The organism is Bacillus sp. SG20033 (assembly GCF_044570195.1).
In the GTDB taxonomy this organism is placed as follows: domain Bacteria; phylum Bacillota; class Bacilli; order Bacillales; family Bacillaceae; genus Bacillus; species Bacillus subtilis.
This window is the reverse complement of sequence record NZ_CP172606.1, coordinates 53977-67459: the sequence shown is the minus strand read 5'-3', so window position 1 is coordinate 67459 and position 13483 is coordinate 53977. Positions and strand designations below refer to the sequence as shown.

Genomic DNA, 13483 nt, shown 5'->3' with positions numbered 1-13483 from the left:
ATCTATGATCTCCTCTCAGTTTCTTTTGCTTCATTCCACAGTTTGTCCATGTCCTCAAGGGACATATCAGCCAACTCGACTCCCTTTTCCTTCGCTGTTTCCTCAATGTACGAGAACCGTCTCCGGAATTTGTCATTAGTCATGGCCAGCGCTTCCTCTGGCTCTATTTTGTAAAAGCGGGCTACATTCACCAGCGCGAATAAAATGTCGCCAAACTCAGCTTTAAGATTGTGTTCGTGAGGAGCTTCAGAAACCTCAGAAGAAAATTCCTTCATTTCCTCACTTACCTTTTCCCAAATATCGCTGACGTCTTCCCAGTCAAAACCGACCTTCGCTGCTTTTTTCTGCAATTTAGCTGCTTTCGAAAGAGCTGGAAGGGTTTTCGGTACGCTGTCTAGTAATGATGATTCAGATGTATTTTTTTCGGCCTTTTTTATATCTTCCCAATTGGCCAAAACATCGTTTTCATCCTGAACCTTAACATCTTTAAACACATGGGGATGTCTTCGGACCATTTTTTCACTGATTCCTTTTATGACATCATCAATTGTGAAATAACCTTCATCTTCACCAATTTGCGCGTGAAGCAAGACCTGAAGCAAAACGTCGCCAAGCTCTTCGATCATATGGTCTGTGTCTTCTTCGTCAATAGCTTCGAGAAGCTCATAACATTCTTCAATCATGTACTGCTTTAATGACTGATGCGTCTGTTTTTTATCCCACGGACATCCATTAGGTCCGCGAAGCTCTCTGATGATGCTTCGGAACGTGGAGAATTCGTGATAAAGCAGCTTCTCTTCTTTAATCGGCGGAATATACACACTTGTTAAGTTGTTCAAGGCGACATTGCGGTCCAACTCAAATAATGGCACTGTCCTGATCTCCTCGCCACGGCTGCCTGCTGCAGTCACAATGACGACCTCATAATCATCAGGCAGCTTCTCCATCAATGTCAGCTTGACTTCAGAAGCCGTCATTTGGTCGTAAACCTGACATATGATCAGATGATGTCTGAGCTCAAGCTCATCCGCAGACAATGTGCCGGCATCCACAAATTGAAAACCTTCAATCGGGTCAATTTGCAAGGCATTGAATGTGGCATCAAGGAAACTTTGTCCCCCCGCGACTTTCACTTGAACGTTTTCCTTTTCCTGCCGCTCCGTCAGCAGCTGAACTGTTTTTTCTGCGACAAAAGGGTGTCCCGGCACAGCATAAACCACGTCCTCACGCCGCGCCGCTTCAAAGAGGATATCTGCAATTTCTTCATATACCGCCTCGAACTGATCATGTTTCTCATATATATCGTCAAAGTAACGGATGTTCTTCGTTTCTTTTTCAAGTTCCTCAATTAAAGGATGATCCTTGGTTCTGACATACAGCGTATCTGCCTTCGTCAGCAGCTTGTGTATACCAATTGTCAACTGGTCCATGTCTCCGGCACCAAGTCCGACGACTGTAATTTTACCCGCCATTTTGTTCTCTCCTTCTCATGAATTTGCTTAACTTGCTGCCGAATGGCACACTGTTCAGCTCTTCATCTGTAAATATTCCCAATCTCATCATACAATAAATAAACACCGCGCCACCAATGGCAACAGCAGAAAGACTCTCAATCACAGCCGCTCCTCTTCCTGTTGCAGGAAACAAGAAAGTCCAGAGACGCGTATACGCAAGCAAAACAGCTGACATCAAAAGAGCAGATCCAATAATCGGAATCAAAACGCCTCTAAGCTTATCGAGCCATTCCTTTTGCCGAAGCTGATACAAGTTAAGGCCGGCGACAGCCGCAAAGGAAACCGCTGTTGCAAGCGATGCGCCTTCAATCCCATAGCGCGGAACCAAAAGTGTGTTTAACACCCATTTCACCGCAACACCCGCGCCCACCGCTATCGCTGGAAAAACTGTGTACCCCGCTCCCTGTAAGACTGCCGCTGCCGTTACCGCCATAGATGCAAACAAAATGGAGCAGCTAAATACTTGTAACGCACCTGTCCCTTCTCCATTTTGAAACAGCATGATATTTACCGGCTTTAGAATGCAAATCAACCCAGCCGATGCGCCTGTACCGAGCACAAGGCATAGTTTCAAAGATGACGTGATTTTTTCTTTCATGATCTTCAGCTCATTGTTTTTTACAGCCATAGAAATATACGGAACGAGTGACGTCGCAATGCTTACCGCGAAAATTGAACCGAGCTGCAGCAAGGGTTGTCCCCGATCATAGATCCCCTTTAGGCGTTTTGCTTCTTCGCTTGCCTCACCACCCGAAAGCAATGCATATAAATTCAAAGCATCAACAAGCTGGATAAACAAAAGCAGCAAACTGCTTACACAAATTGTAACCGAATATAAAAGCAGTTTTTTCGTCAATTCTTTTGTTGTGATGACATTTTCATTTTGCCTATCCGTTTGGTTGTCTCTATTCGTTTTAAACCAAAAAAACCCCAGTATCATCAATGCAACCAAACTTCCGGCAAGAGAGCCTGAAGCGGCTGCCGCTCCCGCAGTATAAAGCGAGGCTCCCTTTTTCACGAGCCAAAATGATAAACCCAAGAGCACTGCAACACGCAGAAACTGCTCTGTCATCTGTGATAAGGCTGAAGGGAGCATTTCGTGCCGCCCCTGAAAACCGCCTCTAAGCAACGCGACAAATGGGAAAAGCAGAAACGCGTATGCGGCCACTTGAATTAACACGGCTAGATGCGAATCTCCCATAAAGAGTGCAATAGGAACAGCACCCAGATATAAACAAAGAAATAATAAAATACCGATTAAAGACAAAAACAACGCAGATATTTTTAATATGGTGTGATGATTTTTTTCACTATAATCATTCATCAGCTTTGAAATAATGACTGGAAATCCTGATGTGGACAGCATGACTGCAATACCAAGAAAGGGATATACCTGCTGATATATATAAAATCCAACATCGCCGACAATGTTTTGAAACGGGACTCTGTAAACAGCGCTTAAAATTTTTGTGATGACGCCTGCCAGAATTAAAACAAAAGCCCCCTGCCAAATCCAATGCCGTTTAACGCCTATTGAATCGTCCATCCAAAAGCTCCTTCCCAACGTCAGGGGCAATACGGTTCACGTATTACCGCGGCACAAATAAAAACGAGGTTATTATACCACATCCCAACCCTTGGATTCCTTTTTCGGCACGCATGAAAAAGAACAGCGTCCCAAGGAGAGCTGTTCTTTACATACCTATTTTCGAAGAAAGGAATAAGACCTACTGTTCCATTTGACGAGCCAAAAATCCAGCTGCTGTTTCAACGGCTTTATGCTCTACTTCGCCCATTGTCTGATCTTTTGAAAAGATCACCACAGCACCTATCGGATCACCGTTCGCCACAATTGGGCCGACAGTATAAGAATTCATGTCCTCATCAATTCCATTCACAAGCTGTACTGATTTCGCATCACTCTCAAGCACGGAGCTGCGCTGATCCATTGTTCTTTCCAGCATTTCGCTGATTGACTTGTTTAAGTAATCTTTTTTGGAGCTGCCGGACACGGCAATATATACATCACGATCACAAATCAGCACTGAATGGCCGAGGCTGTCGTAAAGCGCGTCTGCATACTCCTTTGCAAAGTCTCCAAGCTCACTGATCGGAGAGTACTTTTTCAAAATCACTTCTCCATCACGATCTACAAAAATCTCAAGTGGATCGCCTTCCCTGATTCTCAGAGTTCTTCGAATTTCTTTAGGAATCACGACCCGACCTAAGTCATCAATACGACGTACGATACCGGTTGCTTTCATCTCTGGTGCCTCTCTTTCATTTGATGGTATATACATGTGGGAAAGACCTAAAGCAGTTACTTTATGTACCTTCCGCCTCGCTTGAAATTAGTATCCGTCACATCAAATGTAATATACACCAGAGAGTAACAAAATTTACGTTGATGAAATGGTTTGCTTTTTCACATCTTTTAAGCCCTTCAGCATGCCCAGCACGGTGTCGAGCCATTCATCGGCACTACGGCCTTTCGTCTGTATGGAGATTTTGAGTTTTTTCCCTTCCATTCCCAGTCCGATTTGTCTGCCATATTGATTGCCAAGCTCAAACAGCTTCTGTCCGTCAATTTCAGCACTTGCTTCTTCAGAAATCGTCAATCTGACAGCATCTTTATCCTGCTTAATCAGCTCGACACGTTCCTGTCTCGCATAGACTTTCATTTCTGCAACAGTAAACAAGTATTCGACTTCTTTTGGATAGTTTCCAAAACGGTCGATCATTTCATCTTGAAGCTCATTCTTCTCTTCGATTGTCGCCACAGACCTGAAGCGTTTATACATATCAATTTTCTGTTTGCCGTCTTGAATATAAGTTTCCGGAATATACGCATCAAGCTCGACATCAATTTCTGTTTCAAACTGCTCTGTCTTCGCTGTGTCTCCTTTACGCTCCTCAATGGCCTCCTTCAGCATTTGTGAATAGAGGTCAAATCCGACCGAATCGATGAAGCCATGCTGCTGGGCACCAAGAAGATTCCCGGCTCCGCGAATCGTTAAGTCACGCATTGCGATTTTAAAACCGGAACCTAGCTCTGTGAATTCTTTAATAGCCTGCAGCCTTTTTTCAGCCACTTCTGTCAGCACTTTATCCCGGCGATACGTGAAGTACGCATACGCCACACGGTTAGAACGACCGACACGCCCCCGCAGCTGGTAAAGCTGAGAAAGTCCCATCTTGTCGGCGTCAAATACGATCAACGTATTGACGTTCGGGATGTCCACGCCAGTTTCGATAATGGTTGTGCTGACGAGAACGTCTGATTCTCCTTCAAGGAAACTTAGCATAACGGTTTCTAATTCATTTTCTGTCATTTTCCCATGCGCATATGCTACCTTCGCGTCAGGGACTAGCATTGAAATTTCATCCGCTTTCCGCTCAATGTCCTCTACCCGGTTGTACAAGAAATAGACTTGGCCCCCGCGTGCAAGCTCACGTTCAATTGCCTCTCTGACAAGAGCTCCGTTGTATTCCACAACATACGTCTGTACAGGGAACCGATTTTCCGGCGGAGTCTCGATGACTGAAAGGTCCCTTACGCCAAGCATAGACATATGCAGCGTACGCGGAATCGGCGTTGCTGTTAACGTTAATACATCAACATTGGCTTTTATTTGCTTGATCTTTTCTTTATGGGTTACACCGAAACGCTGCTCTTCATCAATGATGAGGAGCCCTAAATCTTTATACACGACATCCTTTGATAGCAGCCGATGCGTCCCGATGACGATATCAACCGTTCCGTTTTTCAGCCCTTTGATTGTTTCGTTTGCTTCTTTTCTCGTTCTGAACCTGCTGAGAAGGCCGATATTAATCGGATAGTCCTGGAAGCGCTCTTTTATGGTTTCATAGTGCTGCTGTGCCAAAATTGTTGTCGGAACGAGCAGAGCTACCTGCTTTCCGTCACCGATCGCCTTAAACGCGGCACGTATGGCAACCTCTGTTTTACCGTAGCCCACATCTCCGCACAGCAAGCGGTCCATCGGACGTTCTCTTTCCATGTCTTTTTTGATTTCGTGAATAGAACGGAGCTGATCCTCAGTCTCTTGATAAGGGAAAGCCGATTCGAATTCCCGCTGCATCTCATGGTCAGGAGAAAACGCATAGCCCTTGCTCGCTTCTCTTTCGGCATACAGCTTAATTAAGTCATCAGCAATATCCTGAACGGATGTCTCTACTTTTTTCTTGACCCGCTTCCATTCACTTCCGCCTAATTTATACAGCTTTGGCTCTTTTCCTTCGGAGCCAACATATTTTTGGACCTGATCAATTTGTTCTACAGGGACGTAAAGCTTGTCACTTCCCTGATAATGTATATTTAAATAGTCTTTATGAATGCCGTTGATTTCAAGAGTTTCGATCCCCAGGTATTTTCCGATCCCGTGATTAATATGAACGACATAATCTCCAATTTGAAGCTCAGAATAGCTTTTGATGCGCTCTGCATTGGTAAGCTTCTGTTTTCGCGGCTTCTTCTTTACACGGTTTTTGAACAGTTCTTCTTCCGTAATAACGGCAAGCTTCATTAACGGCAGCTCAAATCCCGATTGGAGCTCGCCTTCCATGATATAGACCTGTCCCTGAACAAGCGCTTTTTTGCTGTCTGTCACGGCGGCCTCGATATCATAATCAGCCAAAACAGATGACAATTTCTGTGTACGTTCCTTGTTTGCTCCTAAGAACACAACAGTGAAATTTGATTTTTTAAAACGCTCCATTTCGCCCGCAAGCACGTTCATTTGGCCATGGAAACTCTGCATTTGCCGGCCTGACACATTGACGATGTTTTGCGGGCTCGTATGGTGTACATGCCGTAAAAATAAAGAGTAGTACAGCAGAGGCCGTTTTTGCTCAGCCACTATTTTTTGGAAGCTGAATGACAAACGAATGTCATGCAAAATCTTCCCTTCCTCAAGAAGATTTGTTATAAACTCCGCTTCTTCTTTTTGAAGCTGTTCTTCCATCTCATGAATCCGACTGACTTCATCCAAAATCAGAAGTGTATTATCAGGTGTATAATCTAGTAAACTAGCAGGTTTTTCATAGAAATATGAGAGATACTTCACGAGCTCCTGATCTGTCTGGCCTTCAGACAAGCGTTCTTTATCGTGGGAAATATTCGCATGAAGTATTTCTTTTTGTTTGTCAGCCTTTAATTTTTTCAGACTCGCGGCAAGACCACTATCGATTTTCTCCATCGCCCGCGCTTTTTCTTCCGGTCTGATAATTAATTCCTTCGCGGGACCGATATTGATCGAGGTAAGGGTCTCAATTGACCGCTGATCATCTGAATTAAAGCTGCGGATTGAATCCACCTCGGTGTCAAAAAGTTCAATTCTCACCGGATTCTCTGAAGTCAACGGATAAATGTCAATGATTCCACCGCGAATACTGAATTCCCCGGGCGCAGAAACCATATCAGACCGCTCATACCCTACCTCTACCAGCCGTGAGGCAAGCTGGTCAGGTTCGATATCATGGCCTACTTGAATGAGCATCTGGCTGCTTTTCCACACCTCTACAGGCGGCAGCATTCTTCTGATTGCAGCTACCGGAGCAACGACAATTGGCGCTTCTCCATTCGTTAGTCTATTAATGACATCTAATCGCTGCGCCCGCAATTCAGGGCTTGCAACTGCGATTTCTGATGAAATGAGTTCATTGACGGGGTACAAAAGGACAGACCGATCCTCTAGAAGTGAAGTCAGATCATCTGTTACTTTCTGGGCTTGATATAAGTTATGGGTGATTAGAAAGATAGGCTTATTCGTTTCATTAGCCAGAGCAGAAGTAAAAACAGAACGCGCGGAACCCGACAGACCCGCGAGCAGCTGTTCCTTCAGGCCCTCGTGTAAACCGTTGATGATGGATTTAAAGTCATCGCTTTCTTTTATAAAGGTTTGAATGTTGTCCATATGGCCCCTCCTCTCTGTTTCCTGTGAGAACAGAAAAACGCTTTGGTCTAGTGTCTACACCAAAGCTTTTTATTGAATAAATGTGTGATATTCGTGGTAATGCGGATTTCGGTCAAGCGCCTCTTGGCAGTCTTCACATATCGTCAAAACATGGACATCTCCATTTTCTTTATAAGAAATCATATCGTTTCTTTCCTCATTTGTTAAGTGCTGAAATCCAAGTGAGTCTGTCGATACCATTGAAGATTCGAGACTGCCTACTTTCACTCCGCAATGACGACAATAATAATGCAAAGCCATACAAGGGACCTCCTGATGAAAAAGTCATTTTGGTGTAGTATGGACTTTGTTGTTACATTTTATACCTTTGCGTTAAATTCGTTCATGACTTCTAAAAACGGTTTACTCAAAGAAGCCTCACAAGCCTTCACAGATTTATCAACCGCTTCTTCGATCTCAGGTGCCTCCTCCTTGGTAAAGGAGCCTAACACATAATCAACGACCTTCATGCCGTTTACAGGCCTGCCGATTCCGATGCGGATACGGTCAAACTCGGATGTACCAAGATGCTGGATCAGTGATTTGATGCCATTGTGCCCTCCGGCGCTTCCTTTCGTTCTTAAACGGATCTTGCCAGTAGGAAGGTCAAGGTCGTCGTAAATGACTGTCAAATCTTCGTTATCGACATCATAGTAGTCCATTAAAGGCCGCAAACATTCTCCTGATAAATTCATATATGTAAGCGGTTTAACAAGTAGAACCTTTTTGCCGGAAACAAATCCGGTTCCGTATAATCCGTTAAATTTATTTTGATTCAGCTCTATATTCCATTCCTTTGCAAGCTGATCTATCACCATAAATCCGACATTATGCCGTGTATTTTCATAGTTCTTCCCCGGGTTTCCGAGACCGGCAATCACAAGCATGGCGAATCCTCCCTTAGTCACATAACTCCCGTCTTCATAAACGGGCTATAATTCTTCTCATTCTAGCACAAAAGACGTAACCGCGGGAGGGTTACGCCTTAAGCTATTATTGTTCGTTTTCACCTTCTGGCTGAGCATCGGCAGATTCCTCTTCATCGACCTCAGCTGCTTCCTGCTGCTGCGGAGGAAGGACTGAAGCCACAACCTCATCTGACTCATGATTAAAGGAGTAGTCACCGCCAGCAGGCAAATCCGCAATCGTCAGTACTTCATTTACATCGAGGCTTGAAATATCGGCCTCGATCGTTTGCGGAATGGCTTTTGGCTTGGCCTTTACAGTAAGTGCATATAACGGCTGCTGCAGTACGCCTCCGTTTTTCACTCCAATGGCTTCTCCGGTCAGATGAATCGGAACTTCCACTTCAATGTCCTCACTCATATTAACTACTTGAAAATCAGCATGAGTGATTTCATTTTTCAACGGGTCCGTCTGCAGGTCTGTTACCATGACTGAGTGTTTTTCTCCGCTGACCTCAAGCGTAATGACTGCATTTTTGCCTTCGTCCCTCAGCGTTTTGATGAGCTCCACACTGTCTAATGACACAGGTTTGTTGCCCGTATCCTTCCCATATATGATACCTGGAACATGTCCTGAAGTACGGATATTCCGAAGAGACGAACGAGTAAAGTCCGTTCTTTCTTTTGCCGTTAAAGTTGCCATATTCAGCACCATCCTATTGTCGTTTTAGTTGTCCTATTACAAACAATACCCATAACGATAAGGATTTAAACCTCGAAAAATGGTTTAGCTGAACAGATAGCTGACTGATTGCTGCTCATGAACGCGAATAATCGCTTCGGCCAGAAGCGGTCCGACTGAAAGCTGCTTAAAGCGTTCAATTTTCTTTTCTTCAGGAAGCTTGATGCTGTTTGTCACAACAAGCTCTTTAATTGTTGAATTATTAATCCGTTCAACCGCAGGGCCTGATAGTACAGGGTGTGTACAGCATGCATATACTTCTTTCGCTCCGTTTTCAACGAGCGCATTAGCAGCAAGTGTAATCGTACCTGCAGTATCAATAATGTCATCGATGAGGATAGCAGTCTTCCCTTCGATGTTACCTACAATATTCATGACTTCCGCCACGTTTGGACGCGGACGGCGTTTATCGATAATCGCAATTGGCGCTTTTAGTCGGTCAGCCAGTTTGCGGGCACGTGTCACACCGCCATGGTCTGGTGAAACAATGACGATATCTTCAAGATTTTTGCCTTCAAAATATTCTCCTAAAATCGGAACACCCATTAAGTGGTCAATCGGTATATCAAAGAATCCTTGAATTTGCGGCGCATGCAGGTCAAGTGCAATCACACGAGTCGCACCGGCTGTTTCAAGCAGGTTAGCGAAAAGTTTAGCTGTGATTGGCTCACGGGATCTTGCTTTTCTGTCTTGACGCGCATAACCGTAATAAGGAATAACAATGTTAATCGTTTTTGCAGAAGCGCGTTTTAACGCATCTACCATAATCAGCAGTTCCATAATATGCTCGTTAACGGGGTCACTTGTAGACTGGATGATGTAACAATCACATCCGCGAATACTTTCTTCGATATTAATTTGGACTTCCCCGTCACTAAATCTTGTGACAGAACATTTCCCTAATTGAACTCCAACTATATCTGCGATTTCTTTTGCAAGCTCTGGATTCGAATTCAAAGAAAAAATCTTTAAATTCTTATCTCCGTATTGATTAGACATGGATAAACCTCCGAATTTAGGATTATTTTTTATGAATATTTTTCACATAATCGTCTTTATTTACTTGTCTCGCTCTGGCAATAGCAAGTGCTTTTCCAGGTACATCTTCCGTAACAGTGGAACCTGCCGCCACATAAGCGCCTTCTCCGACTGTAACAGGGGCAACCAAGTTGGAATTGCAGCCGATAAACGCGCCATCTTCAATTTTTGTCAAATACTTATTCTTTCCATCATAATTGACAGTAATTGAACCGCAGCCCAGGTTTACATCAGTGCCTACCTCAGCATCGCCGACATAGCTTAGATGAGATGCCTTGCTTCGGTCTCCGAATTGAGTCTTTTTAATTTCTACAAAATTCCCGATCTTCACTTCATTCCCGATGACAGAATCAGGTCTGATGTGAGCAAAAGGTCCTATGTTTACATCATTCCCCACTTTACTGTGATTGACTACCGATTGTTTAATAACCGTACGGCTGCCAATGGCACTATTCATAATCTCCGTATGAGGGCCAATAATCGTATCTTCTCCGATTTGCACCTCACCTTTAATTACAGTTCCAGGGTAAATCACAGTATCGCTTCCGATAACAGCGTCAGGAGAAATATACGTATTCATCGGGTCGATCAACGTCACGCCATTTTGCATATGCCGTTTATTAATGCGCTCTTTCATAAATTGTTCTGCCTGAGAAAGAGCAACTCTATCATTAACTCCGAGCGTTTCTTGGAAATTACCAGTCTGGTAAGCGGCAACAGTTTCGCCTTCATTTTTAAGAATCTCTATGACATCCGGCAAATAATACTCGCCTTGGGCATTATCATTAGACACCTGATCAATAGCCCAAAATAGCGCTTCATTGTCAAAACAATACGTACCGGTGTTGATCTCAGTTACAAGACGTTCTTCTTCAGAGGCGTCCTTATGCTCAACGATTTTTTGAACCGCTCCGTTTTCGCTGCGAATAATGCGGCCGTATCCGGTTGGATCTTCTGCAACCGCAGTTAAAATCGTAGCTTTTGCTTCTCTTTGTGTATGTTCTTTCAGCATCTGTTCCATCGTCTCTGCTGTCAAAAGCGGCGTATCTCCGCAAATGACAATCGTGACGCCTTTTTCGTCAGCAAGAAATGGCTGTGCCTGTTTTACAGCATGAGCAGTGCCAAGCTGTTCTGCTTGAAGCGCGTACTCGCTTTTATCACCAAGCTGCTTTTTCACTTCTTCCGCACCATGTCCGACAATCGTGACAAGCTTCGATAAAGATAATTTTAAGGCTTCGTCCACGACGTGCTCTACCATAGGCTTACCGCAAACTGGATGAAGGACTTTATAAAGCTTCGATTTCATTCTCGTTCCTTGTCCAGCCGCTAAAACAACTGCAAACCGCTTATCCATTTATTGGCCTCCAATATCCCTTTTATCCATAGAAAAATATATCCTAAATATCTTCTGATTTCAAGGAGACTTCATGAAGTGCAAGAATTTTCTATTGAGTGCAACTAAGTTTGAAAAATCAGAATTAAAAAAGGACCGCCGGCAAAAGGCTTATGTCAGCCCTTTCAGCAGTCCTTGCTTTTTGGTTATTTTTTAAGAAGCTCCAGCTTCTTCGAATTCTAATGCTTCAGTGTCACCCAGACGATGATACTCATTTAACACGGCATCTTGAATCTTTCCTCGCGTGCTTGAATTAATAGGATGAGCAATATCGCGGAACTCTCCATCAGGGGTGCGTTTACTCGGCATCGCAACGAAAAGACCATTGTTTCCATCAATCACACGAATATCATGTACAACAAATTCGTGATCCAGCGTGATGGATGCAATCGCTCTCATGCGACCATCGGTATTCACGCGGCGTAATCTTACGTCAGTAACTTCCACAGTAGTTCACCACCTTTTCCCTATATAAAAGCATTAGTGTATCAATTCCACGATTTTTTCTGAAATCCTGCTCGTTTTTAAAATATTTTTTGAAAAAATAGGATATAGTTACACAATTAGGTCATAAAGCTTTCATTTCGGGCATAAGGTAAATAAAAAAGTGATCCCGGGCTCTCCCAGAATCACTTTTCTTATTATTTCACCAGTGCAATAACTTCAATCTCGACTAACGCATCCTTCGGGAGTCTCGCGACTTCAACACAAGATCTCGCCGGTTTGTGAGTGTCAAAGTATTGTCCGTACACTTCGTTTACTTCCGCAAACTGTTCCATATCCGCGATAAATACAGTTGCTTTTACAACTGTTTCAAAAGAAGCACCCGCTTCTTCCAGAACCGCCTTTAAATTGCTGAATACTTGATGAGTCTGCTCCTTAATATCGCCGTTCACCATTTCGCCTGAAGGAGTCAAAGGGATTTGGCCTGAGCTGTAAAACATATTGTTGACGATAATCCCTTGTGAATAAGGCCCGATTGCCGCTGGGGCATGTTTTGTGTGGACTGCTTTTGTCATGATTCTGTCTCTCCATTCTTTAAAAGATTGTCTTTAAAAAAACGCAGAAAATTGCCATTCTGAATTTCAATGGACTTCTCTTTCATGTTGATGGTTGAAAGAGTAAGAAGTGACATATATTCATCAACAAGACGTTCATCTACTCCTTCGGCTTCAACTAAGACGCCGATTCCCGCCACATTTGCGTTAAACTCATCCAACAGGTTAATCATACCATTAATTGTGCCGCCTGCTTTCATAAAGTCATCAATAATGAGTACGTTTGAACCCGTTTTCATGCTTCTTTTCGCAAGTGACATTGTTTGAATGCGGTTTGAGGAGCCTGAAACGTAATTAATGCTGACTGTGGAGCCCTCTGTTACCTTATTGTCTTTACGAACGATCACAACAGGCACATTCAAATAGCTTGCAGCTGCGTACGCAAGAGGGATGCCTTTCGTGGCAACGGTCATGACAACATCAATTTCGCGCTCTGCAAACACGGAAGCAAACAGCTTCCCTACCTTGGAGAGTACAGATGGCTTTCCTAAGATATCCGTTAAATATACATAACCGCCCGGAAGGATACGCTCAGGATTTGCCAGCGACTGTCCAAGTGTCTGCACAAACTCTTCAGCTTCAGCCTGCTTCATTTTCGGAATATATTTAACGCCTCCGGCAGCTCCAGGAACAGTAAGCAAAGTACCAATCCCCTGCTGTTCAAAGGTTTGTTTAATAATTGTTAAATCTTCACTGATGGATGATTTTGCAGATTCATACCGCTCAGAGAAAAAGGTTAGCGGTATTAACTCGTGCGGATGGGTTAACAAATAATTTGTTAAGTCCACCAATCTGCCGCTGCGACGAAACTTCATGAACTTACCCCCAAAATCCGAATATTTTAAGATCAATATAACTTAA

General features: G+C 43.7%; 12 protein-coding genes. All 12 read right to left on the bottom strand.

What is annotated here, in order from left to right; translation table 11 throughout:
• Positions 1 to 2: 2 nt before the first annotated feature.
• Positions 3 to 1472, bottom strand: coding sequence for a nucleoside triphosphate pyrophosphohydrolase (mazG, locus tag ACFVP7_RS00350; RefSeq protein ID WP_338731928.1), 1470 nt, complete (start codon positions 1470 to 1472; stop codon positions 3 to 5).
• Complete coding sequence (locus ACFVP7_RS00345; RefSeq protein WP_134982169.1) at positions 1462 to 3060, bottom strand: polysaccharide biosynthesis protein; 1599 nt, start codon at positions 3058 to 3060, stop codon at positions 1462 to 1464. Before ACFVP7_RS00345 ends, mazG begins: the two co-directional genes overlap by 11 nt.
• A 181-nt stretch (positions 3061 to 3241) precedes the next feature.
• The gene (gene spoVT, locus ACFVP7_RS00340) at positions 3242 to 3778 is read right to left on the bottom strand and encodes a stage V sporulation protein T (protein ID WP_003218365.1); all 537 of its coding nucleotides are present in this window, start codon (positions 3776 to 3778) and stop codon (positions 3242 to 3244) included.
• A 135-nt stretch (positions 3779 to 3913) separates the two neighbouring features.
• On the bottom strand, positions 3914 to 7447 hold the full coding sequence (gene mfd, locus ACFVP7_RS00335; protein ID WP_014478601.1) for a transcription-repair coupling factor: 3534 nt from the start codon (positions 7445 to 7447) through the stop codon (positions 3914 to 3916).
• A gap of 69 nt (positions 7448 to 7516) precedes the next feature.
• Entirely contained in the window at positions 7517 to 7747 is a 231-nt protein-coding gene (gene fin, locus ACFVP7_RS00330; protein ID WP_003243417.1) for an anti-sigma-F factor Fin, read from the bottom strand.
• Positions 7748 to 7806: 59 nt separating this feature from the next.
• Positions 7807 to 8373: an aminoacyl-tRNA hydrolase gene (gene pth / locus ACFVP7_RS00325; RefSeq protein WP_003226727.1), complete on the bottom strand. Its 567-nt coding sequence runs from the start codon at positions 8371 to 8373 to the stop codon at positions 7807 to 7809.
• Positions 8374 to 8479: 106 nt separating this feature from the next.
• On the bottom strand, positions 8480 to 9094 hold the full coding sequence (locus ACFVP7_RS00320; RefSeq protein ID WP_134982170.1) for a 50S ribosomal protein L25/general stress protein Ctc: 615 nt from the start codon (positions 9092 to 9094) through the stop codon (positions 8480 to 8482).
• A gap of 84 nt (positions 9095 to 9178) precedes the next feature.
• Positions 9179 to 10132 (bottom strand): ribose-phosphate diphosphokinase, encoded by a 954-nt coding sequence (locus ACFVP7_RS00315; RefSeq protein WP_003218353.1) that lies wholly within the window; start codon positions 10130 to 10132, stop codon positions 9179 to 9181.
• Between the two features lie 22 nt (positions 10133 to 10154).
• Positions 10155 to 11525 (bottom strand): bifunctional UDP-N-acetylglucosamine diphosphorylase/glucosamine-1-phosphate N-acetyltransferase GlmU, encoded by a 1371-nt coding sequence (gene glmU / locus ACFVP7_RS00310; protein ID WP_041351140.1) that lies wholly within the window; start codon positions 11523 to 11525, stop codon positions 10155 to 10157.
• A 192-nt stretch (positions 11526 to 11717) separates the two neighbouring features.
• Complete coding sequence (spoVG, locus tag ACFVP7_RS00305) at positions 11718 to 12011, bottom strand: septation regulator SpoVG (protein ID WP_003218346.1); 294 nt, start codon at positions 12009 to 12011, stop codon at positions 11718 to 11720.
• A 194-nt stretch (positions 12012 to 12205) separates the two neighbouring features.
• Entirely contained in the window at positions 12206 to 12583 is a 378-nt protein-coding gene (gene ridA / locus ACFVP7_RS00300; RefSeq protein ID WP_003226738.1) for a 2-iminobutanoate/2-iminopropanoate deaminase, read from the bottom strand.
• A complete protein-coding gene (gene purR / locus ACFVP7_RS00295; RefSeq protein WP_003218342.1) occupies positions 12580 to 13437 on the bottom strand; it encodes a pur operon repressor in 858 nt (285 codons plus the stop codon). Before purR ends, ridA begins: the two co-directional genes overlap by 4 nt.
• Positions 13438 to 13483 lie beyond the last annotated feature (46 nt).

Bases quoted from the DNA above. Each gene is read 5' to 3' on its own strand.
- mazG (WP_338731928.1), bottom strand. From the start codon at position 1,472: ATGGCGGGTAAAATTACAGTCGTCGGACTTGGTGCCGGAGACATGGAC.
- fin (WP_003243417.1), bottom strand. From the start codon at position 7,747: ATGGCTTTGCATTATTATTGTCGTCATTGCGGAGTGAAAGTAGGCAGT.
- purR (WP_003218342.1), bottom strand. From the start codon at position 13,437: ATGAAGTTTCGTCGCAGCGGCAGATTGGTGGACTTAACAAATTATTTG.
- ACFVP7_RS00345 (WP_134982169.1), bottom strand. From the start codon at position 3,060: ATGGACGATTCAATAGGCGTTAAACGGCATTGGATTTGGCAGGGGGCT.
- ACFVP7_RS00315 (WP_003218353.1), bottom strand. From the start codon at position 10,132: ATGTCTAATCAATACGGAGATAAGAATTTAAAGATTTTTTCTTTGAAT.
- ACFVP7_RS00320 (WP_134982170.1), bottom strand. From the start codon at position 9,094: ATGGCAACTTTAACGGCAAAAGAAAGAACGGACTTTACTCGTTCGTCT.
- pth (WP_003226727.1), bottom strand. From the start codon at position 8,373: ATGCTTGTGATTGCCGGTCTCGGAAACCCGGGGAAGAACTATGAAAAT.
- spoVT (WP_003218365.1), bottom strand. From the start codon at position 3,778: ATGAAAGCAACCGGTATCGTACGTCGTATTGATGACTTAGGTCGGGTC.
- ridA (WP_003226738.1), bottom strand. From the start codon at position 12,583: ATGACAAAAGCAGTCCACACAAAACATGCCCCAGCGGCAATCGGGCCT.
- mfd (WP_014478601.1), bottom strand. From the start codon at position 7,447: ATGGACAACATTCAAACCTTTATAAAAGAAAGCGATGACTTTAAATCC.
- glmU (WP_041351140.1), bottom strand. From the start codon at position 11,525: ATGGATAAGCGGTTTGCAGTTGTTTTAGCGGCTGGACAAGGAACGAGA.